Below are 26,419 nucleotides of genomic sequence, written 5' to 3' on the forward strand. Positions count from 1 at the left end.
ATTTCCCGCACACGGGGCGGCGCGGTGGCGCCGCCCCGATGTCGGGATCAGTAGACGTCGTTACGGGTGTTGAAGACGTTGAACTTGCCGGTCGGCGTCACCAGACGCCGGTCCTTGATCACCGTCTTCAGCTGCAAGGTCTTGTCGTCGACCACCACGATCGCCGAGTCCTGGGCCTTGTTGTTCCAGACCGAGAACCAGATCTCGTTGCCATCCTTGTTGTACTCGCCCTGCACCACGCGTCGCGCGCCTTCCGAGATGCCCGACCACTGGCCGATCGGCAGCACCTTGTATTCGGGCTTCTCCTTGGCGAGATCCTTGATCTTGAACACGGCGACCGAGGAGGAGATTTCGGCGTCGGTGTTCAGGGTCGTGTCGACGTAGAGATTCTCCGACTTCGGATGGGTCTTGATGAAGAGCGAGCCGCCGCCCTGGCCGTTGATCTTCTGCACGACCTTCCAGGCATGCTGCTTGTTCTTCTCCGGATCGCTGCCGATGAAGGAGACGGTCTCGTCTCCGAGATGGCTGGTCGCCCAGACCGGACCGAATTTCGGATGCGTGAAGTTGGCGCCGCGTCCGGGGTGCGGAGTCTGGCCGCCGGATTCGACCACGGCGACGAGCTTGTCCTCCTTGGTGTCGACGATCGCGATCTTGTGACGCGCATTCGCCGCAACGAAGAAGTAGCGCCCGGTCTTGTCGAAGCCGCCATCGTGCAGGAATCGTTCGGCCGCGATCGTCGTCACCTTCAGATTGTTGAGGTCGCGATAGTTGACCAGCAAGATCTGCCCCGTCTCCTTGACGTTGACGACGAATTCGGGGTTGTGGTGCGAGGCGACGATCGAGGCGACGCGCGGTTCGGGGTGATATTCCTGCGTGTCGGAGGTCATGCCGCGGGTCGACACCACCTTGAATGGCTCCAGCGTCGCGCCGTCCATCAACACGTATTGCGGCGGCCAGTAGGAGCCGGCGATGGCATACTTGTCCTCGAAGCCCTTGAACTTGGAGGTTTCGACCGACCGCCCTTCGGTGCCGACCTTCAGCTCGGCGACGGTCTGCGGCGGGTCCATCCAGAGGTCGATCAGGTTGAGCTTGGAGTCGCGGCCGATCGTGTAGAGGTAACGTCCCGACGCCGACGGGCGGGAGATATGCACGGCGTAGCCGGTCTTGAGAACGTGCTCGATCTTCTTGGTGGTGCCGTCGATCAGCGCGACCTCGCCGGCATCGCGCAGCGTCACCGCGAACAGGTTGTCGATGTCGAGCTTGTTCATCTTCTTCGTCGGCCGCTGCGCGACCGGGACGGTGACCTTCCAGCTCTCCTTCATCTCCTTCATGCCGAACTCCGGCGGCTGCGCCGGCTCATTCAGCAGATAGCGCGCCATCAGTTCGATGTCGGCCTGCTGGAACTCACCCGAGGTGCCCCAGTTCGGCATGCCGCCCGGCGAACCATAGGTGATGAAGTCGCGCAGATATTCGAAGCCGAGCTTCTTGGTGAGGTCGGGCGTCAGCGCCTTGCCGGTTGCGCCCTTGCGCAGCACGCCGTGGCAGCCGGCACAGCGCTCGAAATAGATGCGGTTGGCCTTGTCGAATTCGGCCTTGGTGAGTTGGGGATCGCCCGGCTTGGTGCCCGGCTGCTCCGTCGGCTTCTCGCCGAGCACGTCGAGGCTCGGCTGGTACTGGCCGCCCGGCGTGGTCTTGTGCTGCTGCACGTCGGCAGGTTTCGGCGTCGCGGGCTGCTGTTGTGCCTGTCCGGCCGTCGAGCCGAAGCAGAGAATACCCGCTGCGGCGATCCCACCCAGCGCCCAAAGCCCAAAAGCACGATGTCCCATCACGTCGCTCCAGCAGCAGAATCCGATGGTGGCATGATGCCTTATGCGTGGTCTGCCGCCTTGACTGCGGTTAAGCGGCAGTTTGATCTGGCGCAACGCGCGCTTGCCAAAAATCTGCCTGATCGCATTCATGCGAATTGCTGCCGTGTCGTTGGCGCTGCGCGGCCTGCTCTGCGCGCTCGCAACCCTCATCATTTCGGCAAATCCGGCCGATAGCGCCGACCTGTCGGCGGCCGCCGGTTTCTTCCAGTCCGCCGGGGCGGCGACGGTCGAGCAGCCGCAGGGCAGTCCGCCCGCCGCAGTCATTCGCGGGCCGGACGGCAAGCTGCTCGGCTACGCCTTTTCGACCTATGAGGTATCCGGATCGGTCGGCTATGCCGGGCGGCCCCTCGACATCGTCGCTGCCATCACGCCGGAAGGCATCGTCGCGGGCGCACAGATCGTGGCACATGAGGAGCCGATCCTCGTGATCGGCATCCCCAGGGATGCGCTCGCCGCCTATGTCAGGAACTTTGCGGGCTTCGATACGCGGGCCGGCGCGGCGCTGAAGCCGGCGGACGGAATGGCGCGCGGGCCGCATGCCGTGGCCGGCGCGACCATCACCTCGACCGTGATCCGCGATGCCATCCTGCGCTCTGCGCGGGCCGTGTTGCGCAGCCGCGGCCCTGCCACGGACAGCGCCGCCCGGCTCGATCGCGAAACCCTGCGGCGATCGTCCTGGCACGCGCTCGTTGCGGAAGGCGCCGTGCAACGAAAGCTGGTGACGCGCGGCGAAGCGGCAAGAATGCTGGGCACGCAGGATCCCGAGCCCGACAAGCCCTTCATCGAACTGTGGCTGGCGCTGGCGATCCCACCGCCGATCGGCGAGAGCCTGCTCGGACAGCGTGCCTACGAAAGCGAGCTGGCCAGGATCGGCCCCGATGACGATCTGATCCTGATCGGCGCCTCCGGCCTGTATTCCTTCAAGGGCACGGATTGGCGGCAATCCGGCGCGTTCAACCGCATCGAGTTCATCCAGGGCGGCAAGACGTTTCGCCTGAAGGCCGCCGATCATACGCAGATCGAAGCGCTGCGCGCGGCGGGCGCGCCGGAGCTGCGCGAGATCGCGGTGTTTCGTGTCGCGAAGACGAGCGGGTTCGATTCCACCAAGCCGTTCCGGCTCGATCTCGATCTCGGCACGCCGTCCCCCGGCAGCGGCCCCGCCGTCGTCACGCTGGAGTACCGGATTCCCGAGCGCTATCTGATCGCCCCGCCTGCACCGCCCGCCGCGGCGCCGCCCGGCAAGGCGCAGGCCGTGCCGGAGTCGAACGGGACACTGTGGCAGGATATCTGGTGGGCACGGCGCTTCGAGATCGGCGTGCTCGGGATCATGCTCGCGGTTCTCGCCGGCATCCTCGTGTTCCAGGATTCGGTCACCGCACACGGCAAGTTCTACTATCGCCTGCGCACGGGTTATCTGCTGCTTACCCTGATCTTCCTCGGCTTCATTGCCAACGCGCAATTGTCCGTGGTCAACGTGCTGACCTTCATCCACGCGCTGCTGTCGGGATTCCGCTGGGAACTGTTTCTGCTCGATCCCCTGGTATTTCTGCTCTGGAGCTTCGTTGCGGTGAGCATGCTGTTCTGGGGGCGCGGTGTGTTCTGCGGCTGGCTCTGCCCGTTCGGTACCTTGCAGGAGCTGACCAACGAGCTGGCGCAGCGGCTCGGCATCAAGCAGATCGAGATTCCCTTCGGGCTGCACGAGCGGCTCTGGATGATCAAATACGTCGCGTTCGTCGGCATTCTCGCCGTGTCGTTCCGCTCGATCCTGGGTGCGTTCCAGCTCGCCGAGATCGAGCCGTTCAAGACGGCGATCACCATGAAGTTCCTGCGGGAGTGGCCGTTCGTGATCTATGCCGGGGTGCTGCTGTTCGCCGGCGTCTTCGTCGAACGCTTCTATTGCCGCTATCTCTGCCCGCTCGGCGCGGCGCTGGCGATCCCGGCGCGCATGCGCATGTTCGAGTGGCTGAAGCGCTACCGCGAATGCGGATCGGAATGCCATGTCTGCGCGCGGCGCTGCACGGTGCAGGCCATCCATCCGCTCGGCCAGATCAACCCCAACGAATGCATCTACTGCCTGAAGTGCCAGGCGAATTATTTCGATCACGACATCTGCCTTCACCTCAAGAAGCGCGCGCAGCGGCGACAGCCGTTGACGTTGACGCCGGGAAAGCCGGCCGGCGAGACGGGAGAACGGCCATGACAAGCTTGCCTGAAAGGCCGACACGGCGGCGCGCGATCGCCATCTTCGCCGCAGCCGCGGCCGGCGCCATGGCCGGGGGCCCTGCCCGCTCTTCCGCCGAATACGTATGGCGCGGAGTGGCGATGGGCGCGGACGCAACGATCCTGTTCAACGGCATCGACCGTGACGCGGCAAGCGCCGCCGTCGCGCTAGTGGAAGCCGAGATCGACCGGCTGGAAGATGAACTGAGCCTGTTCCGGCAAGCTTCCGAACTGTGCCGACTCAACCGCGATGGCCGGCTGCAATCCCCGGGCGCCGACCTGCGGCGCGCCTTGACGCTCGCGCTCGATACGGCGTCGGCGAGCGGCGGGCTGTTCGACCCGACCGTGCAGGCCCTGTGGGAGGCCCATGTCGACTGGTTCGCGGCAGCACCCGGCGCCGCAACGCCGCCGGATGATTTGATCGCGCGGGCGCGGCTGGCCGTCGACTGGCGCAAGGTGACGATCGAGCCGTCGTCGATCCATCTCGGCCACGGCCAGCGCGTTACGCTCAACGGGCTCGGCCAGGGCTATGTCACCGATCGCATCGCCGAGCTGCTCGCGGGCCGCGGCCTCAGGCACGTCCTCGTCGACCTCGGCGAACAGCGCGCCATCGACGCAAGGCTGGACGGCGCTCCCTGGCAGATCGCGCGTGCCGGCGGCGCACCGATCCGGCTACGGCGCGGCGCGCTCGCTACCTCCGAAGGCTCAGGCTGCGTGCTCGGCGCCGGCGGCGCCGCGCATCACTTGTTCGACCCGCGCAGCGGCCGCAGCGCCGGCGGCTGGAAGACAGTGACCGTCCATCACCGCTCCGCCGCCGTCGCCGATGCACTGTCGACCGCTTTCTACATTGCTTCCGCCAACGAAATCGCGGCCCTGCTGCCGCAGTTCCCCGGCACCGTGGTGTGGGCGCGCGATCACGCCAATGCCGGCCGGCGCTGGATCGCAGCCCCGGTTGACGATGTCGTGTCGCTGGAAGTCTGACGGAAGCCGGACTACTTGGTCTTGCCCTCGGCGTCGTACTGCTTGAGATGGGCCCAGAGCGCCTTCGCCTCGGTCTCGTTCTTGATGCCGGCGAACACCATCTTGGTGCCGGGAATCTTCGCCTTGGGATCCTTGATGTAGTCGAGGAAGCTCTCCTCGTTCCAGGTGATGCCTGAGCCCTTGTTGGCGTCGGAATAGTTGTAACCGGCGACGGTTCCGGACTTGCGGCCATCCAGCCCGTTGAGCACCGGCCCGACCTTGTTCTTCGCGGTTGGACCGACATCGTGACATGCCACGCATTTCTTGTACGAAGTGGCGCCCGCGGCCAGGTCTTGCGCGGCAGCCGTACCGACCCAGGCGATCGAAACCGCCGCCGCAACCAGTAACTTCCTCATCTTCTTCTCCCTTTTCAAAGATTCCAAACAGCCGCTCAGTGGTCGCCCAGCGCCCGATGCAGTCGGGCATCGTGGCTTTCGAAATGGCGCGAGAACCAGGCGTCGAGCCGCTGCGCCAGCAGCTTCTCGTCAAAGAGGTCGTTTACCTCATAATCCTCCATGATGTCCCTGACCTCGTCGAGCAGGCGCTCGTGATCGTTCTTGTGCTGGCTGAGCTGATCATAGCCCTTCTCGCGCATGAAGCGCTCCTCCAGCGCAAAATGCGCGGAGATCGCCTTGTAGAGATCGCCGAAGAAGCCGAGAACAGAAACCTTGGAGCCCTGGGTCGTGGCCTTCTCGTGCAAACGGTTGATCAGATCGACGAGTTCGCGATGTTCGTGATCCACCGCTTCGATGCCAACGCTATAGCGCTTCTCCCATTGCAGCAGGCCCATTGTATCCTCCTCAGCGAAAGACGAAGCTGCCGCTTTCCGGCCGGTAGTCGATCACCAGCATCTGGTCCGGCGCGAGCTCGACGCTGTCGCGGCGCTGGTGATCGAAACCGTCGGCGCGCGCGGTGTCACGCAAGCGAACGGCGAGGTCATGCTTGCCGGCCGGCAGGACGAAGCGCTGATAGACCCGCGACGGTCCATCGCCCGCGATGCCCGTCGGTTGCAGGCTCGCCTGGTAGACGCCGCGGCCGTCGACATCGAGCTCGACATAGATCGCGCGCCGCCCGCGCGGACAGTCCTTCACCCGCCGCATGTTGGGCGGCAGCTTTGCGATCTCCTCCGGCGTCAGGCGGCGGCACTCGCCCTTGCGGTCGGCGCCGTGCACGAAGGTGAGCATCACCACGCCCGTGCCCTTCGGAATCTGGCCCCAGGTAGGCCAATCCGACAGGGCGGCGACGCCGGCAAACAGCGCCACGATGACAATGAATTGTCCTGTCAGCCGCACGGCCTTCATGTCGCGCCCCTCTCCGTCTCGAGGGCTTTCGGCTGACGCGTCGGCGAAGACACCGGCAACGGCGACCGCAGCCGCTTTGGCGGCATCGCAGCCACGCGCTCGGCGAATTCGGCGATCTCCGTCTCGGCCCTGCTGGCGGCGAGCGCAGATGCCCACACCATCGCAATGCGCTCGCGGGGAACGCGCGCCCGCAAATAGGGATCGCGCTCGGCGGCGAAGCGCTGCTCGGTCCATTGCACGCCGAGCCGGTTGTAGCAGGCGCTTTCGGCGCAGCCGGCGACGACGACGCCGTCGGCAAGATCGCGGCTCAGGATGAAATCGATCAGCGACGGCGGCGCCATCGCGACGCAAGGCATCACCACGGTGTCGCCGAGCCGGCCGGCGGCCGCGCCATGCTCGCAGGCCAGCACCAGCACGCGGCCGGGCCCGCTCAGCCCGGCGGCCGTATCCATCACGCGCTCGCGCAGCTCCCGCAGCGAGTATTCCGGCAGGTCGATGCCGGTCTTCAATTCGTCGGTACGGCGGAACGGCGTCGACGAGGGGCAGGAGCCGACACAGATGCCGCAGGACACGCAGAGCGTGGGATTGACCTCGGCCTGCGTCGGGAACGGCAGCTTGTCGGTGCGGGGAACCAACCTGATGGCCTCGTACGGGCAATCTTCCGCGCAGCGGGCGCAGCCGTTGCAGTGGTCGAGATCGATCACCGCCGCCCTGGCCCTGCGGAGCGGCGGCAACCACGGCATCAGCGCGATCATCAGCGAGAAGGCGCCGAGGAAGGCCCACACCGCGCCGTTGCCCCACAATTCGGTCAGCGGATAGAGCGGCAGATAGAACCAGTCGAGCCCGACGTTGTTCGGCACCTTGGCAAGATCGGCCGGGCCTTGCGACAGCGCCGGCCTCCAGATCGACACCGCCAGCAGCGCAGCCAGCGACATCAGCGCAAGCGTACGCGGCGGGTTCACCTTGGGCCGCGAGATGCGCAGGATATGCACCCACATGATGAACAGCAGGAACAACGGCACCGCGACGTGCATGAACACCATCAGCGAGAAGAAGCGGCTGGTCAGCGTGCCGGTGGCGATGAAGTTGCGGGCGATCGGTTCGCCGAAGATCGGCAGCCAGTCCAGCAGTTCGGAAGAAACCAGCGCCACAAACTGGGCGAGCTTGTCCCACACCAGCCAGTAGCCGGTGATACCGGAGACGTAGAGCAGCCAGATGATCGGCAGGCCCGTGAACCAGGAGAACCAGCGCACCCCGCGATAATGATCGAGGGAGAACTCGCGCAGCAGATGCACCGCCACCATCACCACCATCAGGTCGGAGGCGTAGCGGTGGAAACTGCGCATGACGCCGGCATGGAACCATTGGTCGCGCGAGATGTACTCGACCGACTGGTAGGCGCGGTCGATACCGGTATCGAAGAAGATGAAGAGGTAGATGCCGCTGACGGCGACGATCCAGAAGAAGAAGAATCCGAGCGCGCCGAGTTGCGCCAGCGGATTGAGCGACGGGCTGAACAGGCGGTCGAACGGCCGCTCGATCAGCTCAAACCCAGCTCTGAGCACTTTACGGATGACGTTCACGTTGCTTCCTGTCGAAGCGCGATGACGCTTCCTTGAATGGTCATCACGCTCTATCTTTTTTGTTGGAGCAGAATCTTGTCCGAAAACCGGCTTCCACTTTTCCGGATCCTGCTCACGCCTTGCCCGTTGGCGCGTGCCCTGCTCGCAGCCATTCCCGCAGCAGCAGCCCGCCCATCACCAGCAGCGAGATCGCCGCCAGCACGCTGCCGAACACCAGCCCGTAATCGATGCGGTAGCGCCCTGCGCCCGGATCGTAGGCCGTGCAGATGAACTTGATGCGGTTGACGATGCCCGTGAACGTGAAGGACGTGCTGGTGCCGTAGACCACGTCCTTCATCGGCTCCATGAACATGCGCAGCGGAAACGCCTCGCCATAGACGTGACGATAGACCTTGCCGTCGCGGTCGAGGATCGTGGTCTGGGTGGGATGATCGAATCCGCCGCCGACCGCGCGATAGCTGAAGCCGAGATCGTCCAGCAGCGCGGCGATGGTGGCGGCGTCGCCGCTGGCGACCCGCCAGTTCGGCAGCGTGATGCCCTGCTGCGATGCGAATTGCGCCATCCGCGGCACGGTGTCGTTGCGGGCATCGAAGCCGACCGTGAGCACGGCAAAGCGATCGAGCCCGAACATCCGGCCGGCCTCCGTCACCGCATCGATGGTGCGCTGGGTGGTCGGCGGACAGACCGAGCTACAGGATGAATAGACGAGGCTGATGACCAGCGGCTTGCCGCGGTAGTCCGTCAGCCGGAACGGCGTGCCGTGGCTGTCGGTCAGCGCGTGGCTGCCGACCGTGCGGCCCAGCGCCTGCGTCGATTTTGCGATCGCAGCGGCCGGATCGAGCGCCGGCGCAGCCGCCGCGGGCATGGCGAGAAGGCCGGCCAGCGCGGATGCCGCACATGCCGCGCGAAGGCATTTCATGACAGAAGTCCGGCGGCGCTCGAGAGCAGCGCACCCGCGACCAGCAAGGCAAGCTGCAGCAGCGAGGCGAAGAAATTCCCCATCGCATTCTTTTTCGAGGGATCGCGATGGAGCACGATGCTCTTCCAGACGAACCATCCGCCGCCGATCGCCGCGCAGATTCCGTAGAGCATCCCTGCCCCGAACCAGACCGGGACAAGCGAGATTGCGGCCAGCGCCACCGCATGGAAGAGCACGGCCAGAGTCCAGGCGTAGGCCGGCACCACCACCGGCAGCATGGGGATGTTCGCCCGCGCATAGTCGTCGCCCTTGGCGGCGGCGAGGCTCCAGAAATGCGGCGGGGTCCACAGGAACAGCACGACCGCCAGCACCGTCGGAATGACTTGCGGCGAGGGATCGACCGCGGCGGCGCCCGCCATGACGGCAAAACTGCCGGCGAGCCCGCCGACCACGATATTCCATGTGCTGCGGCGCTTCAGCCAGACGGTGTAGACGATGCCGTAGGTGAAGGCGCCGAGAAACACATAGCCCGCTGCGGCATGGCCTGCCGTCAGTACCGCCAGCGCCAGCGAGGCCACCAGCAGCGCCAGAAAGGCGGCGAGCCACCACGGGCTCGCCTTGAGCGCCCCGCTCGCAAACGGGCGGGTGCAGGTCCGCCGCATCAGCTTGTCGAGGTCGCGTTCGTAGTAGTGATTGAAGGCACCGGCCGCGCCCGAAGCACCGAGCACGGCCAGCGTCAGGCCGGCGATCTGCCACCATGCCAGATGCGGGCCGCTTGTCGCCGCCACACCGGCCAGCGCGCTGGCCGCAATCGCGACGCCGATCCTGAGCTTCAGGAGCGATATCGTCATCGAGGCTACAGCGCGCATGGTTCTCTCCTTCTTCTTCTTCTGGAACTACGGTCGATCAACGGAACAGCCAGAGTTCCGACAGATATTTCCAGTTGATGAAGTAGTAGAGGACGAAGCAGACGAAGAAGATGGTCACGAGGATGATCGTGCCAGGCAGCTTCGGCGCCTTCTCGCTTCCGTAGTGCGAGGCGACGGCGCCGCCGCCCGAGAACAGCGGGAAGGTCAGCTTGTGGCCGCTCGTGATCTTCTTGCCGAAGAACGCGGTGGCAACGACGACCAGCACGAAGATGATGCCGCCGATGGCCGCGATGATGGCGAAGATGCCGTTCAGCCCCATCATCAGGAACGCGCCGGCCGAGTGGGCAAAGCCGATGCTGGCGTCACTGAAGGTCATGTCCCAGTGCCGCCGCGCCACGCCGAGCGTGCCCGCACCCATCATGAACAGCGAGATGCCGGCCGCCCCGATCCCGAACAGGTAGGGCTGGATCTTGGCAAGCTTCGGCCAGACGATCTCGCGCTGGAAGATCAGGGGCAGCACGATATAGGTCGCGCCCATGAAGGCCAGCGTCGTTCCGGCGACCACGGTGCCGTGGAAGTGACCGGGGACGTAGATGGTGTTGTGCATGAGCACGTTGAGCTGCTCGGTGCCGAGCACCACGCCGGAAATGCCGCCGATGAAGCCGAAGAAGACGAGCGACAGGAACATGCCGGAAAAGGCCGGATTTCCCCACGGCGCCTTGCGCAGCCACTCGAACATGCCGCGGTCGAAGCCGTTGCGCCGCTGCGCCGCCTCGATCGCGCCGGGCACGGTGAGGCCGTGCACCATCGAGCCCATCACCGCCAGGTACATCATGTAGCTGGTATTGACGATCTTCCAGCTCGCATCCATGCCGGGTTCGGCGAGCAGATGGTGTGCGGACGCCAGCTGCAGGAACAGGATGTACATGAAGAAGGCGGTGCGACTGACCTTCTCGCTCAGCGGCTTGGCGCCGACGAGAAGCGCTGCAGTCAGGTACCAGAGCGAGACGTGCGCCGAGACGTTGATCTGCTGCGAGGAATGCCCCATCGCCCACCAGACCACCTTGTACATCAGGGGATCGATGTCGGAGATCAGGCCGAGCGACCACAGCCAGGTCGGGATCAGGATGATCGCGCCGGAGGCGATGGTGAAGACGGCGATGATGGCGGCGGTGAGCGCGCCGAAGGTCACCAGCGGAATCGAGCCTTCATAGGTGCCCTCTTCCTTGGCGATCACCAGTGTCGCGAAGAACAGCCCGCAGCCGATCAATGCGCCGACCGCGAACAGGATGATGCCGAGATAGAAATGCGGCTTGGCCATCATCGGCGGATAGGAGGTGAACATCACGCTCGAATCGCCCTGCAGCACCGCCACGTTGGTGGCGAGCGCGCCGACGATCATCAATATGAAGCCGAGCCAGCCGAGTTTCGGCGCCGCCAGCCGCGAATTGAGCAGGACGGCGGAGGCGAAATAGAGAATGGCCATCTCGAAGAAGATGATCCAGAACAAGAGCACGTTGGCGCCGTGTCCGGTCAGGATCAGGTAGAACCAGTCGGCCGGAAGCAGATGCACTGCCGGCCACCTCGTGAGCGCCACCAGCAGGCCCATCAGGCCGCCGATCGCCAGAAACACCACGGCCGCCACCGCATTCGCGATGATCAGCCTCTGGGCGGCCACGTCGACCTTGAGCCCGGTGTACTGGCAGGTGCGGAATTCGGCCTTGGCGGGAACGGCGCCGATTACGGTTTCTGCGGTCATGCTTATCTCCCATCCGCCAGGCGTTGTTCCGCCTCTGCCTTCTTGGGTTCGGTCACGTAGATCTTGCCGGTCATGGTGTGGTGGCCGATGCCGCAGAACTCGTTGCAGACGATGCCGAACTCACCGCTCTGCGTCGGGGTCAGCGAGATCACGTGCTCGTATCCCGGGTGAACCTGGATATTGATGTTGGTGGGCTGCAGCGAGAAGCCGTGCTGCCAGTCGATCGAGGACAGATGGATGCGATAGCTCTGCCCCTTCTCCAGCTCGAGGATCGGCCACCACTGCCAGAGACGGCCGAGAATGTAGACGTCGCTGCCCGGCTTCGGCTTGGCGACGGGAATGCCCGCCTCCTCGCGCACCTTGTTCTTCTTGGCGAAGTCGTCGACCTTGGCCTCGTAGGCGGAAGGCGCGATGCGGTAGGCTTCCTTGCTGAGGTTCTGCTGTCCGATGAAATGCCAGGCGATCATGAACACGAACATGAACAGCCCCCACAGGAAGGCGATCACGATCCAGACCAGCTCGACCCGTTCGATAGGCTCGTTCCACCAGATGCGTCTTTCGGGCGGTGTGACAGCCATTTCGATTCCCCTTCTAAAGAATTGCGTTATGGATTGCGTGAGGCGATTCTCATTTCGCCAGCGGGACCGAGGCGACTTCCATCACGCCCCAGATCAGATAGAGGACGGTGGGCAAGGTCACGCCGAGGAACAGCAGCAGGAACGGGCTATCGAGAATCTGCTGCATTACGGGCACGCGCTCCAGCGGCGCTTTCTGTTCGGTGGACGACATCGGCGATCTCCCGGCTTTGAAAACCTCTCGCAAATCTATCCGGCGCCCAATCGGCATCCTTGACCGCGGTTAAGGAAGCGGCGGCCCGCAACAGAAATAGTTCTGCGATGGAACATGCGATCCCGTTCGACAGCGCCCGGCGCCGCGCGCAATGGGCATGGCTTGGCCTCGGCATGTTGGCCGCCGTTGCAGCCATCGTGGCGGCGTTGCTCGTCGCGAAGGCGCCGGTGCGGGCCTCCAACCTGCTGCTGATTTACGTGGGGGCGGAGGATTGCGCGCCGTGCCGCGCCTGGCAGAGCGGCGACGGCGCCGATTTCCGCAAGTCCGCCGAATTTTCCCGCATCAGCTATCGCGAGGTGAAATCGCCGCGCCTGCGCGACGTGCTCAGCGACGAACACTGGCCGGAGGATATCCGCGCCTATCGCGGCGGCCTGAAGCGGAGCGATGGCGTTCCGTTATGGCTGATCGTTTCCGGCAACGATGTCGTGGCGCAGCGCTTCGGCGCGGCCGCCTGGCAAACCGGCGTGCTGCCGGCACTGCGATCGCATCTGCGATAGAGCATGATCCGGAAAAGCGTGAAGCGGCTTTCCGAAGCGGATCATGCCCAAGAGACAACCTGACGCGCGATTCGCGCTTCAGGCGGGCAAATCCAGCGTAGCCGCCTGCTTCGGCGCGGTCTTGCCGTTGCAGCCGTTGAAGCCGAAACTGCCGCGGGCCTTGATGCGATCGCTGGCGACGAGATCCTGCAGCGTCGCTGCATCTTCGACGACGACGTCGGAAGCGCGGACATCGACGCCCATCGTCCTCAGCTTGGCGAACACCCGCGAAAGCGATTCCGGCTTCAGTCCGAGCCGGCCGGCAATCAGCGACTTGTCGTACGGCAGGGCAATCGTGCAGGGGCCCTTGACGCAGGGTGTCAGCTGAATGAGGAAATCGGCAACCCTCTGCATGCCGCTCTGCGCCGTGAGCTGCTCGACCCGGCTTATCATCAGATGCAGGTGCTGCGACGTCGAGGCGATCATGGCCAGTGCGACCTCGGGCATCTTGCGGACGCAATCGACGATGTGGTCGGCGGGAATCAGCATCACACGGGTGCGCGTCACCGCGCTCGCCATGGCCGGATAGCGACCGGCGGTGAAAGTCACCGCCTCCGCAAAACTCTGGCCCTTGGCAAAGACATTGAGCACAGCCTCATCGCCGGCCGGCGTGATCCGGTAGAGCTTGATCCAGCCCTCGAGGATGACGAAGAACGAACTCGCAGGCTCGCCCTGCCGGAACAACATGCTGTTGGGGCGAAGATTGACGACCCTGGCCTGCGCCAGCAGGACATCGAGCGCCTGCGGCTTCAACCCGGAGAAGACCGGGACTTGCGCGGCGATAGCCAGATCAGCAGGTGTGGGCGCTGTCATGTTCCTGTTCCTTGCAGGTTTCCTCCGGGTCTGCTTTCTCAACGCGCCAAGGCTCCGCTGTTCCACAGCGGTGCCCTGCTTCCCAATCGGCGAAATTCTCGACACGTATAAGTCCTCAGCCGCGCTTCCCGGAAATGCGCTTGCGCTGACGGTTGCCGGCTTCATTGGCGGCCTCGTGCGCAGGAATTAAGCACCCATCCGCCGACCGGGACTTTGCGAAAGGTCAAATATTGCCCGATTTCAGAGCGTGGAATTTTCCGCGCTCCGGCAGGCCAGTACCGGCCGGTCGTTGCCGGCATCCGGCCGATCGGCTAAGTGAGCCCTCCGATGCATCCACGGCGAACGCCGTAGTGAGTGGTCAACCATGGCTGAAGCCGATCTCGACACCGCCATCCGGCAATCCGCAAAAGTGCAGAACAAGAGCCTGATGGCCGCCATCCGCAAGCGGCGCGACCAGATCATGGCCCGCGCGGCCAAGGCCAAGGACAGGGAATCGCGGGATCGGCTGCGGCAGATGGCCAGGAGCACGATGGAGCTAGGTGCCGTCGCGGCCAGGCGGCTGCAGAATTCGGCGGAAATCGCCGCGGACGCCTACGCCCGGGCAATCCGGCAGGCCGCCGATGAAGCGGCGAAGGCCGCGGCCAAGCCCGCGAAGAAGAAGGACGCCGGCAAGCGAGCAGAAAAGAGCAGCTAGTCCATCGCCCTGCGGCGGAATGCCGCTTGCCGCGCGATCATTCCGCGCCGGCGAGCGGACTCATCATGGCCTCCACGGCCACGATCTTCCGGCTCTCGTCGTAGACGGGACGGACCGAGACCCTCACCTTCACGATCGACCCTGTCTTGTGCACCGCCGGCGAAATGGTCACTTCCGGCAAATTGCTGACGCCGGTCTGCACGTAGCGGCCGAAGCCCGCATTGTGCCGACCGCGCAGGTGCGGCGGAATGATCAGTTCGATGGAGCGGCCCATCGCCTCCGACTCCGCATAGCCGAGCAAGGCTTCGGCGGCGCGGCTCCAGCCACAGATCCGTCCGGTTCTGTCCACCACCAGCGTTGCAGTCATCGGTTCACACTCCGGCCGCGCTGCGCGGCGCGCTAGCCGCCCTCGCCGAGCCGTTGAATTTCCGCGCGCGCATCGTCGCCTTCCGGAATCGGCCGCCCCGAATCGCGCCATTCGATCGCCGCCTTGAAGCCGTGCTTCTGGGCGTAGCGGCGGAACCAGAGTCCTTCGGGATTGTGACGGGTGATTCCGTCGAAGATGGTGGCAAGCATCTGGGTCTGCTCCAGTCCCATGTTCAGCATCACCTGGTTGACCACCATCTTGTGCATGGCGAGATGGCTCTTCGGCACGCCGGCAATGCGATTGGCGAGCTTCATGGCGGCGGCTTCCAGCTCCGCAACCGGCACCGACTGGTTGGCGAGGCCCCATTCCACCGCGGTGCGGCCGTCGATCATGTCGCCGGTGAACATCAGCTGCTTGGCGCGCACCGGACCCAGCTTGAACGTCCACATCGCAGGCGTCGGACATCCCCATACCCGCGTCGGCATGTAGCCGATGCGCGCATCATCGGCCATGACGATGAGATCGCAGCATAGTGCGATGTCGCTGCCGCCTGCTACCGCGGCACCGTGAATTTTCGCAATCGTCGGCTTCGAGCAGCGCCACAGGCTCATGAAGTCCTCGGTGTTCCGCTTCATGCCGGCATAATCGACCATGGGATCCCAGGGATGCCCTTCCTGGGTCCATTTGTTGGTCGAGGCGCCTTCGGCGTAGCGGACGAGATCGTAGCCGCCGCAAAATCCCTTGCCCGCGCCCTCGACGAGGATGACGTGGATATCGTCGTTGCGCTCGGCCCATTCCACCGCGGCGCGGATTTCACGCGGCGTCTCGTCGTTGATCGCATTGAGGCGCTCCGGCCGGTTCAGCAGCAGCCGCGCCACGCGCGGCGATGCCGGGTCGGCGGCGATCTTGAGGGTCGAAAAGTCCGGCATGGCTGGTTCTCCCGTCCGTGTACGCTACAGTCAGCATTGACTGTAGCGCTTCCCCTGATACAGTCAATCCTGACTGTTGGAGACGAGATGGCATCGAAGCGCAGAGCCAGGGCCGACCGGGACGCAGCCGCGACGCGTCAAAAACTGCTGGATGCGGCGGTCGATTGCCTGGTCGAGCTGGGCGTCGCCGGCACCACCACGCTCGCGGTACAGCGCCGGGCCGGCACCAGCCGGGGCGCCTTGCTGCATCACTTTCCGACGCATGCCGACCTGCTCGCCGCCAGCGTCGCCGAACTCGTCAAGCGGAACGAGCAGGCGGTCGCAGCATCGCGCGCCGGCAGTTCAGAACCGGGCGATCCCCTGCGGGCGGCGGTGAACGCGCTCGCCTATGCGGGCCGGCAGCCCGCCTATCTCGCAGAGCTGGAGCTCTGGGCGGTCGCACGGACCGACCGGCCGCTGAAGCAGGCGCTGATTGCGGCCGAACGCGCGGCGCGCCGCGAGATCGACCGGGTCTATGCGGAGTTGTTCGGCAAATGGAGCGACGCCGAGGCCTATCCCGTCGCGGCCGCGCTCACGCAGAATTTCCTTCGCGGGCTGGCGATCTCGGAAAATCTGCGGGGCTCGGCGGCGCGCCGCGAGCAGCTCCTCTCCGCCTGGACGGATGCGATGCGGATGATGCTGGAGAAAAGTCCGAAGGAAGCGACGGCCCCGGCCATTCGCGGCTGATCAGGCGAGCAGGTCGACCAGCAGAAGCAGGATGCAGGAAGCAAGGGCTGCAAACGGCACCCACCGCGGACAAACGAACGTTCCCGGCGCCGGGGCTTCGTTCCTGCTCTTGATCCGGATCAGTGCGAGATTCACGATCGCGAAGATCGCCAGCGTGAGGCCCGCCGTGAGATCGGCGAGGCCCGCGAGCGGGACGGCCAGCGCAAGCACGAGAATAGCACCAACCGCGATCGCAGTGGCCAGCAGCGGCGTGTGCGTCACCGGGTTGAGCCGTGTGAGGACCTTCGGCAGGCTTCCCCTATCGGCCAGGCCATAGATCACCCGGGCGATCATGATCATGTGCACGATGACGCCGTTGAGCGTCGCGACGACGGCGATCGCGCTCATGGTAATCAGCGGCAGGCCCGTGAGCCGTTCGAAGACGAGCGCCAGCGGCGCCGCCGAGCGGGCGAGTTCCTGCGGCGGTACCGCGGTAACCGCGATCCAGACAACCAGTCCGTAAAGAAGCGCGGTCAGGCCCAGCGTCAGGAACAATGCGCGCGGCAGCGTATGGTTCGGCTCCTTCATCTCCTCCGCGACGTTGACGAGATGCTCGAAGCCTATGAAGGCGAAGACGGCGGTAAGCGCCGTTCCCCCTATTCCGATCCAGGCCGTCGTATCGCCGGCAGCAGGCCAGATCTCCGGAAGGCGGGTGACGACGCCGGTGCCGTGACTGAAGCCGGCGACAATGATCAAGACGAGGCCGCCCACTTCAACGAGGGTCATGATTCCGGCGAAGGTGACCGACTGAACCGTGGCGAGGCATGCCACGGCGCCCATCGCAAGGACCACTCCGGAAATGATCCACGGCGCGGGGATGGGAAGGAACACCGCTACATAACCGGCGCTGCCGACGCTGATCGTCGCGGCCGAAACCATCGCGGTTGCGACCACGAGAAGCCCGATGCCGAGACTGAGCCAATCGCGCCGGAACGCCGCATGCACATAGGCCGCCTCGCTGGCGCTGACCGGCATGCGGGTTCCCAATTCGGCAAACGAAGCCGCACTGAGGCCCATCACGAATGCGGCTGCGATGAAGGCAAGCGGCGCGTGCATGCCGCTGCGCCCGGCGGCGAGACCGACGAGAACGTAGATGCCGGCGCCGATGGTTACACCGAGGCCGTAGAGCACCGCATGCGTCAGCGTGAGCGAGCGAACCAGGCGCTGCGGCGCCTCCTGCGTTGCCGCAGACCGGACAGACATTCAATACTCCCTCGTCCGCTCCGGCCGGGCCGCCGCTCGGAAGATTTCCGGCAAAGTATGGCATGGTTCGGGGACTGAACGTCAAATGGCGGCGCAAGCATCCGCTCGCGGCGCGGGCCGCCCGACCGCAGGTAGCGAGGCGGGTTATTCCACGACATTCTCATTCGCGCGCGCAGTTGATTCGCGTTACGGGTCTTATCTTCATGAACCAACTCGAGAACGAACCACAGGCGCCCGGGAAGCTGCGGGGAACGGTCATCGAGGCCGCCACGGCATGGTTCCCCAGCCTGATGCGGCCCATCCTTGGCTTCCGACGAACCTACCTGCCGCTGCTGATGGTCTATTTCGCCTACGGCGCCCTCGGCATCATCGACGTCAGCCGCGACATGTGGATCAAGGAGAGCCTGACGCTCACCCCGGCGGAGCTGGCCGGAATAGGCGTTTGGCTCAGCCTGCCCTGGACCGTGAAGATGGTGTTCGGTCAGCTCGTCGACAGCGTTCCGGTCTTCGGCTCGCAGCGGCGGTCCTACATCCTGATCGGGGCCGTCTTCACCGCGTGCGGCATGCTGACGCTGGCCGGCGCGGCCGGCGGATGGATTGCGTCCGGCCGGACCGATCACCTCTACATTCTCGGCGCCATGTTGATCGTGGTCGGGACCGTCATCCAGGACGTCGTCGCGGATGCGATGTCGACCGAGGTCGTATCCCGCGTGGACTCGAACGGGAATGCGCGGGCCGAGGACGATATCCGCGCCGAACTGGGCATGGTCCAGGTCCTTGGCCGGCTTGCGCTCGGCATCGGGATCCTTGCGGTGGCGGGACTGTCCGGATGGCTCGCCCGCTTCTTCGCCCGTGAAACGGTTTTCCTTTTCGGACTTGTCATTCCGGCCCTCTCGGCCCTCGGCGTGCTGCTGATCGATGCCGAAAGCAGCGAGCAGCGGCCGATCGACTGGCGCATCCTCGGCGGCGGCATCGGCTTTGGCCTGATCGTCCTCGCCGTTGCGCTCGGCAGCGTGCCATTCGCACAGGAGCTGGTGTTCGTCCTTTCGATGCTGGTGATTTGCCCGATGCTGTTCTTCGTGACGCGCGAGCTCGACAGGGAGACCCGGCGCGCCATCCTGTTCGCCAGCATCATCATCTTCGCATTTCGCGCCACGCCATCGGTCGGAGACGGCTATTTCTGGTGGACGCTCGACGTGCTCAAGTTCGACGAGGCATTCTATGGCAGCCTGCGCCAGACCGCCGCCGTCATCGCCATCGTCGCGATGTGGACCTTCAGCAAGCAATTGACGGAATACTCCGTGACCAAGGTGCTGTTCTGGCTCGCTGTCGCCGGCGCGATCCTGTCGCTGCCCAATATCGGCCTGTTCTTCGGGCTCCACCACTGGACGGAGGCGACGTTCGGGTTCGGCGCGCGCGCGATTGCCGTGATCGACGCGGCGGCCGCCTCTCCCTTCGCGCAGCTCAGCATGATCCCCCTGCTGACGCTGATCGCGTATTATGCGCCGGAAGGCCACCGCGCGACATGGTTCGCCCTGATGGCGTCCCTGATGAATCTGGCGCTCGTCGCAGGCCAGTTGCAGACCAAGTATCTCAACCAGATTTTCGTCGTTCAGCGCGGCGACTATTCCGAGCTCGGACCGCTGCTGATCACGGCGGCCGTGCTCGGCTTCATCCTCCCGATTGGCGCGATCCTGTGCTTCGGCCGTCGCGCGTGATCAAGGAGCGGGCTGATGTCCGCGCTGAAATGGACTTCATCTAGACGGACGCCGCGTGCCACCAGCCCGTCAACACATCGCGGCCCTTCCCGACGAGCTGCCCGAGACGACCGTGCGAGGACTTGTGAAGCCTGAACGTCTCCAGGACGTGCACAAGATGCTGGTGGTCACTCGGAATGCTGTCGATCTCGGCATCAAGCGAAGCATCGACCGCCGCCATCAATTCCTGCAGCCGTTTGCCCCAATCGGTGCCGTCCAGCGCGATGCTCTTTCTCATTGCCGCGTCGATCTCGTGGATCTCCGCGAGAATCTCCTTCGCGTGCGGAATGCGATTGTGCTTGAGTGCATCGACCAGCATCAATCGCCGGTCATCGATCTGATCCAGCACCATGGAAACGGCGGCGCTGTACGGCATGGCTGCGATCCTGTCTGCCGCCCTGCTCGCGGCGGGCCTGGTTGCGAGGTGCATCAGCTGCCACGGCCTGTCCAGACGGCTGCCGATCACGACCAGCGCGAACGGGATCATCTCGGCGCGCCTGGCCCGAAGCGCGTTCAGCAGATCGAGCATCCTGGCGAGGTGATCGCCTTCCAGCCCGGTGATCTTCGTGGGCAGCGCGCGGGCGAACTCGGCGAGCTCATGGCGGCCGTGCATGACGCGCAGCATTTTCTGCAGGTCGTCGAACGTGGCATGCGAACTGGTATAGAATTCGATCCCGCCACGCACGGTGGCGCGGCCTTCGTCCGTCGTCAGCACCCCGTCCAGATAGGTCACAACCTTGTTCTGGAATGCTTCAGCCAGCCGCCGCGCTTCGGCCTGATTGTTGACGGCGATCACCTTCCTGGCGCTTTCGACATAGCCGTCGGCCATGCTCGGCAACAGCTTCTCGGTAATGAGGCTCCAGATCGGTCCCAGCGACCCGCGCGCGATCTGTCCGCTGTTGGTCCGCTCGGGCGCGCCGTTCACCAGCACCGGTTCGAGCGGCTCGAAAAAGAAGCGCGACGGATTTCCGGCGCGGTAGTGGTTCGGACCGGTATTGCGGAACTCGGCCCGCAGGGCGGCAATCAGCGACTCCGAATGCGGAATGTCCTCGCCGAGAAGATGCAGCCGTTCCAGCTCTGCGAGGAGCCGGGCACGCACATGCGGCGTCAGCTGCTGCAAAAACTCTGCGAGGTGTTCACTGTTGCCGGCGGCGGTCATTCTGCGAATTTGCTCGTTGCCGCGCATTTGCGCATCGGCATGATCTATCGGAAGTCGGCAAGTCCCGGAGCATATTGGACCACGCGACCCTTAAGTTGTCCTTTCGGTGCTGACTAATCTCGGGAATTCCCGGCGCGTTTTCGCTGACAAGGAAGCAGTTTACCGAAAGGGCCAGGGATATTCCGGGCCGAAACCCGCACATATTTCCAGATCGGCAGTTACTAAATCCGCGGGCTATGTGCAGACGCCGACGGACCGTGAAAACGCAATGCTCGTACGATGCACGACACATCCGTACGTAATTTCCTGCGATCTAAACATCTGAGCAACCATTCTTTCTAACGGCGGTTCCATTCTTCTGTCATATGCCTGTTCCCGCAAAGGAAATCGGGACATGCTCGCGCCAACTGTACAGCCGGAAATCGGATTTGATCGCGTTCGCGCGATGACGGACTTCATTCGGAGCCAGTTCCGCATGCGGCGAGATCCGATCCGCTGGCTCGCCGTCTGCGGGACTTTGTTGATCCTGGCCATAGTGGGTGCGACGGCGATAATGGTTAGCCACTTCCGCGAGCGCGCGCTGGACAGCAGCAGGCGCCAGCTGGAGAGCACGGTGCTGCTGCTGGCCGAGCATTTCGATCAACAGCTCAGGGATTTGACAGCCATCCAGGACGACGTCGTCACCTATATGGAAGCAACCGGGATTGATTCTGCAGAGCACTATGTTCGCCGAATGTCGAGCCCGGACATCCACCTCATGCTCAAGACCCGGATCGGGGCGCTATCCTATGTCGGCAGCGTCAACCTGTTCGATTCCGATGGTAAGCTGATCAACTCGTCAACCGCCTGGCCAATTCCCGACCTCAACGCCGGCGATCGCAAGTTTTTCAAGACGTTCAAGTCGGGCTCGCAATCCCCGTCTGCCGTCGTCGAACTGGTGCAAAGCCGGATCAGCGGCGTCCGGACGACCGTCATCGCCCGCAAGCTCACCGACCGGAATGGCGAGTTCATGGGGGTTATCGGCAGGGGCGTCGAAGCTGCCCACTACGAGAAGTTTTTCGCCTCGGTGGCGCTTGGCAAGGAAACGGCGATCACGATGTTTCAGCGGGACGGGACGCTGCTGGCCCGTTATCCGCGCCTTGATTCGATGGTCGGCCACAACTTCAGACACGGCGCAATGTTCAAGTACGTTCTGTCGCAGAACGGCAACGCAACCGGCCTGTTTCAGAGTCCCATCAACGGAGAAGACCGGATCGGATCGGCGCGCGCGCTGCAGAACTTCCCGATTTTCGTGATGGCAACGACGACAGTCGCTGCTGCGCTGGCGGATTGGCGTCAGCAGACGCGCCTCCTCGTGGGCGCTGCCGTCCTGGCGACGCTGGTGATCGCGACGACCCTGTTCCTGATCGTGCGGCAGTTGTCGCGGCAGCACCGACTGGAGAAGCATCGCCTCAACACCGCCGTTGACAACATGCGGCAGGGCCTGCTGCTGTTCGATTCGTCCCAGCGGCTCGTGGTCTGCAACGAGCGTTACATCGAAATGTTCGGACTTTCCCCCGACGTGGTGAAGCCGGGCTGCAGCCTTCGCGATCTGATTTCCCATCGAAAGGAAACCGGCTCCCTCAAGGAGGACGTCGACGAGCATTGCGCGCTCGTGCAGCGCAACGCAGCGCTGAACAACGTAATCGTGACCGAAACGACGGATGGACGCCTGATCCAGACCGCCTACCGTTCGGTCGCGGGCGGCGGTTGGGTCACCACGCTCGAGGACATCACGGAGCGGCAGCGCGCGGAGGATCGCATTGCGCATCTTGCGCACTACGACTCGCTCACCGACCTGCCGAACCGCGTCCTGTTCCGCGAACGCCTCGAACAGGAGCTGCGCGCGATCGAGCACGGCAACCGCTTCGCCGTGCTGCTCATCGACATCGATGAGTTCAAGGGTATCAACGACTCGCTTGGGCATGCCATCGGTGACGAACTGCTGAAATCCGTTGCGACGCGGCTGCGCGAATGCGTGGGTAGCGACAGTTTCGTGGCCCGGCTGGGCGGCGATGAATTCGCCGTTCTCCAGCCCCTCGTTCTCGACACTGGCGAGGCGACCGAACTCGTAACCGAAATCCATGCCGCCATACGCGAGCCCCACGCGTGTCTGGGGCACCAGATTTCGATCGATGCCAGCATCGGCATCGCCATGGCCCCGAAGGATGGTTGCCACCTCGACGAGTTGCTGAAGAATGCGGACCTCGCCATGTACGACGCCAAGAGCGCGGGACGGCACACCTGGCGCTTCTTTGCACCCGAGATGGACAAGCGGGCAAAATCACGTCGCGTCATGGAAGAGGAACTGCGCCAGATCGTTGCGGAAGGCGCCTTCACGGAAGGGGGCTTTGAGGTTCATTACCAGCCCCTGGTCAGCTTGCAGAGCGGAGACGTAACCGGCTGCGAGGCGCTGCTGCGCTGGCGGCATCCAGAGCGCGGCATGATATCGCCGGTCGACTTCATTCCGGTTGCGGAGGACACCGGGCTGATCGATCAACTCGGCGAATGGGTGCTTGCCACCGCCTGCAACGAAGCCGCTTCCTGGCCCGACGGCATCAAGGTCGCCGTCAACGTGTCGCCCGTCCAGTTCAGGAAGCAGACGCTGCCGCTCAAGGTCGCCGCCGCACTCGCCAATTCGAGCTTCGCAGCGACCAGGCTCGAGCTGGAAATTACCGAAGCGGTTCTCATTCGCGATGACGAGGCTGCGCTTGCCATCCTGGAGCAGCTGCGATCTCTCGGGGTGCGCATCGCGCTGGACGATTTCGGGACGGGCTATTCCTCGCTGAGCTACCTGCAGCGTTTTCCCTTCGACAAGATCAAGATCGACCGATCCTTCGTCAAGGACATCGCCAATTCGAAGAACTCGGCTTCCATTGTGCAAGCCGTGGTCAGTATCGCCGGCGTCCGCGGCATCACGACGACGGTGGAGGGGGTCGAAACAGAGGAGCAGCGCGACCAGTTGCGCAAGCTCGGCTGCGTCGAAATGCAGGGCTATCTATTCAGCCCGGCAAGGCCGGCCGCGGATATCCGTAAGCTCCTGGGCTCGCAGCGCGCTGAACGCGCGACCGCCTGAGAGGAGTAGGACGACAGGTCGAACCTCACGCCCGCGACGGCGCGAGACGGAATTCGATCACGTCCTGCGCTTTCGAAAGGTCGCGCGCCATCAGCGCCGTGTCGAATTGCCCGGTCGCCTGCAGCACCAGATCGAAATGGAATTGCCGGCGATCAGGTCTGGCCGCGATGGCCGGCGGTCAGCCCTGCCTTCTGCGGAAAGCCGCGATCGACGATCAGATCCGTCAGGCCGGCCCCGAGCCACATGCCGATCAGCACAATCCAGGCCGTGAGCGCAAACACCGAGGCGCCCGTGATACCTGCGCCGACGGCGCATCCGCCCGCCAGCATGGCGCCGAACCCCATCAGCACGGCGCCGATGAGATAACGGCGCATGCCGAGCCCATCGGAAAATCCCTCCAGGCGCAGCTCGCGCGCCCAGGCTGCGGCGACGAGGGAGCCGAGGAATACGCCGGGCACAACCCCCAGGTCGAAGTCGAGCCGGACATAAGGGCTGTTCAACACCAGCATCAGCACGTCGGCGGAGGGGCCGCTGAAGGTGAGGCTCTTGAGCGCGACCGGCGAAAACGATGCCTCGGCGAGTTGATAGGTGAAGACCCATCCGGCGACGACAGCCACGCCGGTGAAAAGCGCAGACCACAACAGCCGCGGCGGGAGGCGGCTGTGAAAGGCAAAGGCAAACCCGGCCAGCAGCCAGATCGCGCTGAAGGCGAGCTTCTCCGGCGTCGCGCCGCCAAAGAGGCTCATGATGTCGCGCGAGGGCCCGCCATCGACCAGCCACAGCCTGGTCAGCCAATCCCGCGCGGGCGACAGCAGGCCGCGCCAGGCGGCCTGGGCGGTGACAGCGAATACGAGTCCCGACAACAGGGCCCTCAGATTGCCGTTGGCCGAAAGCACCAGCAGCCGGCTGGCGCAGCCGCGCGCCAGCACCATGCCGCAACCGAACATCACGCCGCCGATCAGGGCGCCGGAAATGCTGCCCTGCTGTGCGAGCTGACGTGCATTGGAAACATCAAGCCAGCCGAGGGCGACGAACAGCTGGGTTCCCATCAGGGCGGCGGCAAAGGTCAACAGCCACACCGCCAGGCGCTGTCCGGATTCGCCCCGGGAAAATTCGATCGCGGCAGCCCGCAGGCAGAAGCGGCTGCGCTGCGCGAAGAACCCGAACAGGCCGCCGACCGCGAGCCCGCCCAGCCACGACAGCAGGTCTTCACCCACGAGGTCGACAACAGACGTCAGCACGGCCACCGGCTCCCTGAGACCACCCGCCAGTCTACCGGTCCGGCGGCCTCACCAGATGAGCCAGATCAAGGACGAAGCCTTTCTTCGCCGCGAACCGGCTATCCGAAAATGTCAGTCGTGATTCCCGAATACCAGCCGATGTTCTCTTCCTGGGTCTGCTTGCGCAGTTCCGCCGTCTCGCCGGTCTTCGAGACGAAGGTTTCCGCCGCACTGATCTTGCCGTCCTTCGGCTCGTAGCGGCCGCCGACCTTCACCGCGTTATCCGTCTCGATCAGGCTCCAGCAGGTGTTGTTGTAGCGCGGCGGGAACGTACGACTTCCCGTCAGCTCGTTGCGGATGATCATCGCGGCAACCTTGGCCTGGCTGTTGGCGGAGAATGCCGACTTCGGCATGTCGCCCGGGATACAGGCATCGCCGACGATGAAGAGGTTCGGGTCCTTGGCGGATTTCATCGTGGCCGGATCGATCGGGCAGAATCCCGAAGCATCGGCCAAACCGGCATCACGCGCGATCTTGCCGGCCATCTGCGCGGGGATGACGTTGACCAGCGCGCAGTCCTTGTAGGTCTCGAAGCCAGTCACCACGGTGCCGGTCTTCGGATCGACGGACTTCAATCCGTCGTGGACCTTGGGGCCCAGCCACTCGACCATGCCCTTGTAGAAGGTCTCCCAGCCGTCCTGGAAGAGGCCTTGCTTGGAGTAGGTTTCCTTGGGATCGATAATGACGATCCTGCAATTCGTGCGTCCGCTGGCCTTGAGCACATGCGCCATCATCGATACGCGCTCGTAGGGTCCCGGCGGGCAGCGATAGGGATTGGGCGGCGCGATCATGACGATGACGCCACCATTCTTGACCTCGTCGAGGCGCTTCTTCAGCAGCTGCGTCTGCGGACCGGCCTTCCACGCATGCGGCATCACCTGCTCATGCTCCTGGCCCCAGCCGGGGACGGAATCGTATTTCAGGTCGATGCCCGGAGCGACCACGAGCTTGTCGTAGGACAGGATGGTGTTGTCGGTGGTCCGGACGCGCTTTTCGTCGCGGTCGATGAAGGCAGCCGTCTGCCGGACGTGGTTGACGCCGTAGTTCTTGGTCAGGGCTTCGTAGCTATGGGTAATCTGCTCGAATGTCTTGTATCCGCCGAGATAGAGGTTCGAGTGGAAACAGGTCACGAATTTGGCAGAAGGCTCGACCAGCGAGACGTTGATGGCACCGGCGCTGTCGCGGGCGACATATTTGGCAACTGTCGCGCCGCCCGGCCCGCCTCCGACGACGACCACCCGCGGCCGCGCCTGGCCGATGACGGCCGGCGCCGTCACGGCGGATGCGACGACGGCTGCACCGGCACCGAGCAAGCTCCTTCGAGTCATTCCAGACATGGTTCTCTCCCCGCTAAGTTCGATATTGTTGCAGTTCGCGATCGTGGCACCGGGCCCGGCGCCCGCAGGCACCGTA

At 64.4% G+C, this 26,419-nt stretch carries 24 protein-coding genes; 7 read left to right on the forward strand and 17 right to left on the reverse strand.

Annotation, left to right across the window (positions count from 1 at the left end; genetic code table 11):
* Positions 1-47: 47 nt before the first annotated feature.
* A complete protein-coding gene (locus HZB49_RS21190) occupies positions 48-1,826 on the reverse strand; it encodes a cytochrome D1 domain-containing protein (RefSeq protein ID WP_291614917.1) in 1,779 nt (592 codons plus the stop codon).
* A 130-nt stretch (positions 1,827-1,956) separates the two neighbouring features.
* Between HZB49_RS21190 and HZB49_RS21195 the strand changes: the two genes are divergently transcribed.
* Together HZB49_RS21195 and HZB49_RS21200 are read left to right on the forward strand one after the other, a co-directional pair.
* Entirely contained in the window at positions 1,957-4,068 is a 2,112-nt protein-coding gene (locus HZB49_RS21195; RefSeq protein ID WP_291614919.1) for a NosR/NirI family protein, read from the forward strand.
* Entirely contained in the window at positions 4,065-5,069 is a 1,005-nt protein-coding gene (locus HZB49_RS21200; RefSeq protein WP_291614921.1) for an FAD:protein FMN transferase, read from the forward strand. The genes HZB49_RS21195 and HZB49_RS21200 overlap by 4 nt, the downstream gene beginning before the upstream one ends.
* Positions 5,070-5,080: 11 nt before the next feature.
* Here HZB49_RS21200 and HZB49_RS21205 read toward each other — a convergent pair whose 3' ends face one another.
* The 9 genes from HZB49_RS21205 to HZB49_RS21245 form a co-directional block, all read right to left on the reverse strand.
* Entirely contained in the window at positions 5,081-5,464 is a 384-nt protein-coding gene (locus tag HZB49_RS21205; protein WP_291614923.1) for a c-type cytochrome, read from the reverse strand.
* Positions 5,465-5,499: 35 nt separating this feature from the next.
* Positions 5,500-5,898, reverse strand: coding sequence for a hemerythrin family protein (locus tag HZB49_RS21210; protein ID WP_291614925.1), 399 nt, complete (start codon positions 5,896-5,898; stop codon positions 5,500-5,502).
* A 10-nt stretch (positions 5,899-5,908) separates the two neighbouring features.
* On the reverse strand, positions 5,909-6,409 hold the full coding sequence (locus HZB49_RS21215) for a hypothetical protein (RefSeq protein WP_291614927.1): 501 nt from the start codon (positions 6,407-6,409) through the stop codon (positions 5,909-5,911).
* The gene (locus HZB49_RS21220; RefSeq protein ID WP_291614929.1) at positions 6,406-7,992 is read right to left on the reverse strand and encodes a cytochrome b N-terminal domain-containing protein; all 1,587 of its coding nucleotides are present in this window, start codon (positions 7,990-7,992) and stop codon (positions 6,406-6,408) included. Before HZB49_RS21220 ends, HZB49_RS21215 begins: the two co-directional genes overlap by 4 nt.
* Before the next feature lie 112 nt (positions 7,993-8,104).
* Positions 8,105-8,911, reverse strand: coding sequence for an SCO family protein (locus HZB49_RS21225; RefSeq protein WP_291614930.1), 807 nt, complete (start codon positions 8,909-8,911; stop codon positions 8,105-8,107).
* Complete coding sequence (gene cyoE / locus HZB49_RS21230) at positions 8,908-9,780, reverse strand: heme o synthase (protein WP_291614933.1); 873 nt, start codon at positions 9,778-9,780, stop codon at positions 8,908-8,910. Before cyoE ends, HZB49_RS21225 begins: the two co-directional genes overlap by 4 nt.
* Before the next feature lie 37 nt (positions 9,781-9,817).
* Positions 9,818-11,539 carry a cbb3-type cytochrome c oxidase subunit I gene (locus HZB49_RS21235; RefSeq protein WP_291614935.1) on the reverse strand — a complete coding sequence of 574 codons (1,722 nt, stop codon included), beginning with the start codon at positions 11,537-11,539 and terminating at the stop codon, positions 9,818-9,820.
* A 2-nt stretch (positions 11,540-11,541) separates the two neighbouring features.
* Positions 11,542-12,117: a hypothetical protein gene (locus HZB49_RS21240; protein ID WP_291614937.1), complete on the reverse strand. Its 576-nt coding sequence runs from the start codon at positions 12,115-12,117 to the stop codon at positions 11,542-11,544.
* A gap of 49 nt (positions 12,118-12,166) precedes the next feature.
* Positions 12,167-12,328 (reverse strand): hypothetical protein, encoded by a 162-nt coding sequence (locus tag HZB49_RS21245; RefSeq protein WP_291614939.1) that lies wholly within the window; start codon positions 12,326-12,328, stop codon positions 12,167-12,169.
* A gap of 107 nt (positions 12,329-12,435) precedes the next feature.
* Between HZB49_RS21245 and HZB49_RS21250 the strand changes: the two genes are divergently transcribed.
* Positions 12,436-12,885 carry a hypothetical protein gene (locus HZB49_RS21250; protein ID WP_291614941.1) on the forward strand — a complete coding sequence of 150 codons (450 nt, stop codon included), beginning with the start codon at positions 12,436-12,438 and terminating at the stop codon, positions 12,883-12,885.
* Between the two features lie 78 nt (positions 12,886-12,963).
* Here the strand turns inward: HZB49_RS21250 and HZB49_RS21255 are convergent, their stop codons facing one another.
* Positions 12,964-13,737 carry a Crp/Fnr family transcriptional regulator gene (locus HZB49_RS21255; protein WP_291614943.1) on the reverse strand — a complete coding sequence of 258 codons (774 nt, stop codon included), beginning with the start codon at positions 13,735-13,737 and terminating at the stop codon, positions 12,964-12,966.
* 364 nt (positions 13,738-14,101) lie between these two features.
* Between HZB49_RS21255 and HZB49_RS21260 the strand changes: the two genes are divergently transcribed.
* Positions 14,102-14,431, forward strand: a complete 330-nt coding sequence (locus HZB49_RS21260) for a hypothetical protein (protein WP_291614945.1) — start codon at positions 14,102-14,104, stop codon at positions 14,429-14,431.
* A gap of 37 nt (positions 14,432-14,468) precedes the next feature.
* On the opposite strand, the gene HZB49_RS21265 is transcribed toward HZB49_RS21260, so the two are convergent.
* A complete protein-coding gene (locus tag HZB49_RS21265; protein ID WP_291614947.1) occupies positions 14,469-14,798 on the reverse strand; it encodes a PAS domain-containing protein in 330 nt (109 codons plus the stop codon).
* 32 nt (positions 14,799-14,830) lie between these two features.
* Positions 14,831-15,727 carry a crotonase/enoyl-CoA hydratase family protein gene (locus HZB49_RS21270; protein WP_291614949.1) on the reverse strand — a complete coding sequence of 299 codons (897 nt, stop codon included), beginning with the start codon at positions 15,725-15,727 and terminating at the stop codon, positions 14,831-14,833.
* 87 nt (positions 15,728-15,814) lie between these two features.
* On the opposite strand from HZB49_RS21270, the gene HZB49_RS21275 reads away from it, so the two are divergent.
* On the forward strand, positions 15,815-16,453 hold the full coding sequence (locus HZB49_RS21275) for a TetR/AcrR family transcriptional regulator (protein WP_291614950.1): 639 nt from the start codon (positions 15,815-15,817) through the stop codon (positions 16,451-16,453).
* Here the strand turns inward: HZB49_RS21275 and HZB49_RS21280 are convergent, their stop codons facing one another.
* Positions 16,454-17,695, reverse strand: coding sequence for an amino acid permease (locus HZB49_RS21280; RefSeq protein WP_291614952.1), 1,242 nt, complete (start codon positions 17,693-17,695; stop codon positions 16,454-16,456).
* Positions 17,696-17,898: 203 nt separating this feature from the next.
* Between HZB49_RS21280 and HZB49_RS21285 the strand changes: the two genes are divergently transcribed.
* Positions 17,899-19,413, forward strand: a complete 1,515-nt coding sequence (locus HZB49_RS21285; RefSeq protein ID WP_291614954.1) for a hypothetical protein — start codon at positions 17,899-17,901, stop codon at positions 19,411-19,413.
* A gap of 40 nt (positions 19,414-19,453) precedes the next feature.
* On the opposite strand, the gene HZB49_RS21290 is transcribed toward HZB49_RS21285, so the two are convergent.
* Entirely contained in the window at positions 19,454-20,638 is a 1,185-nt protein-coding gene (locus tag HZB49_RS21290) for a hypothetical protein (protein WP_291614956.1), read from the reverse strand.
* A gap of 418 nt (positions 20,639-21,056) precedes the next feature.
* Here HZB49_RS21290 and HZB49_RS21295 point away from each other — a divergent pair, with 418 nt between their 5' ends.
* Positions 21,057-23,726 carry an EAL domain-containing protein gene (locus HZB49_RS21295; RefSeq protein ID WP_291615066.1) on the forward strand — a complete coding sequence of 890 codons (2,670 nt, stop codon included), beginning with the start codon at positions 21,057-21,059 and terminating at the stop codon, positions 23,724-23,726.
* A 152-nt stretch (positions 23,727-23,878) separates the two neighbouring features.
* Here HZB49_RS21295 and HZB49_RS21300 read toward each other — a convergent pair whose 3' ends face one another.
* Complete coding sequence (locus HZB49_RS21300; protein ID WP_291614958.1) at positions 23,879-24,967, reverse strand: YeeE/YedE family protein; 1,089 nt, start codon at positions 24,965-24,967, stop codon at positions 23,879-23,881.
* A gap of 98 nt (positions 24,968-25,065) precedes the next feature.
* Positions 25,066-26,343: an NAD(P)/FAD-dependent oxidoreductase gene (locus tag HZB49_RS21305; RefSeq protein WP_291614960.1), complete on the reverse strand. Its 1,278-nt coding sequence runs from the start codon at positions 26,341-26,343 to the stop codon at positions 25,066-25,068.
* Positions 26,344-26,419: the final 76 nt, after the last annotated feature.

This window comes from Bradyrhizobium sp., from assembly GCF_016219575.1.
Lineage (GTDB): Bacteria > Pseudomonadota > Alphaproteobacteria > Rhizobiales > Xanthobacteraceae > Bradyrhizobium.

Coding starts and splice junctions, on each gene's coding strand:
- HZB49_RS21195 (WP_291614919.1), top strand. CDS start 1,957: ATGCGAATTGCTGCCGTGTCGTTGGCGCTGCGCGGCCTGCTCTGCGCG.
- HZB49_RS21245 (WP_291614939.1), bottom strand. CDS start 12,328: ATGTCGTCCACCGAACAGAAAGCGCCGCTGGAGCGCGTGCCCGTAATG.
- cyoE (WP_291614933.1), bottom strand. CDS start 9,780: ATGCGCGCTGTAGCCTCGATGACGATATCGCTCCTGAAGCTCAGGATC.
- HZB49_RS21265 (WP_291614947.1), bottom strand. CDS start 14,798: ATGACTGCAACGCTGGTGGTGGACAGAACCGGACGGATCTGTGGCTGG.
- HZB49_RS21205 (WP_291614923.1), bottom strand. CDS start 5,464: ATGAGGAAGTTACTGGTTGCGGCGGCGGTTTCGATCGCCTGGGTCGGT.
- HZB49_RS21290 (WP_291614956.1), bottom strand. CDS start 20,638: ATGCGCGGCAACGAGCAAATTCGCAGAATGACCGCCGCCGGCAACAGT.
- HZB49_RS21285 (WP_291614954.1), top strand. CDS start 17,899: ATGAACCAACTCGAGAACGAACCACAGGCGCCCGGGAAGCTGCGGGGA.
- HZB49_RS21275 (WP_291614950.1), top strand. CDS start 15,815: ATGGCATCGAAGCGCAGAGCCAGGGCCGACCGGGACGCAGCCGCGACG.
- HZB49_RS21235 (WP_291614935.1), bottom strand. CDS start 11,539: ATGACCGCAGAAACCGTAATCGGCGCCGTTCCCGCCAAGGCCGAATTC.
- HZB49_RS21190 (WP_291614917.1), bottom strand. CDS start 1,826: ATGGGACATCGTGCTTTTGGGCTTTGGGCGCTGGGTGGGATCGCCGCA.
- HZB49_RS21260 (WP_291614945.1), top strand. CDS start 14,102: ATGGCTGAAGCCGATCTCGACACCGCCATCCGGCAATCCGCAAAAGTG.
- HZB49_RS21255 (WP_291614943.1), bottom strand. CDS start 13,737: ATGACAGCGCCCACACCTGCTGATCTGGCTATCGCCGCGCAAGTCCCG.
- HZB49_RS21215 (WP_291614927.1), bottom strand. CDS start 6,409: ATGAAGGCCGTGCGGCTGACAGGACAATTCATTGTCATCGTGGCGCTG.
- HZB49_RS21240 (WP_291614937.1), bottom strand. CDS start 12,117: ATGGCTGTCACACCGCCCGAAAGACGCATCTGGTGGAACGAGCCTATC.
- HZB49_RS21280 (WP_291614952.1), bottom strand. CDS start 17,695: ATGTCTGTCCGGTCTGCGGCAACGCAGGAGGCGCCGCAGCGCCTGGTT.
- HZB49_RS21270 (WP_291614949.1), bottom strand. CDS start 15,727: ATGCCGGACTTTTCGACCCTCAAGATCGCCGCCGACCCGGCATCGCCG.
- HZB49_RS21305 (WP_291614960.1), bottom strand. CDS start 26,343: ATGTCTGGAATGACTCGAAGGAGCTTGCTCGGTGCCGGTGCAGCCGTC.
- HZB49_RS21225 (WP_291614930.1), bottom strand. CDS start 8,911: ATGAAATGCCTTCGCGCGGCATGTGCGGCATCCGCGCTGGCCGGCCTT.
- HZB49_RS21210 (WP_291614925.1), bottom strand. CDS start 5,898: ATGGGCCTGCTGCAATGGGAGAAGCGCTATAGCGTTGGCATCGAAGCG.
- HZB49_RS21250 (WP_291614941.1), top strand. CDS start 12,436: ATGGAACATGCGATCCCGTTCGACAGCGCCCGGCGCCGCGCGCAATGG.
- HZB49_RS21200 (WP_291614921.1), top strand. CDS start 4,065: ATGACAAGCTTGCCTGAAAGGCCGACACGGCGGCGCGCGATCGCCATC.
- HZB49_RS21295 (WP_291615066.1), top strand. CDS start 21,057: ATGACGGACTTCATTCGGAGCCAGTTCCGCATGCGGCGAGATCCGATC.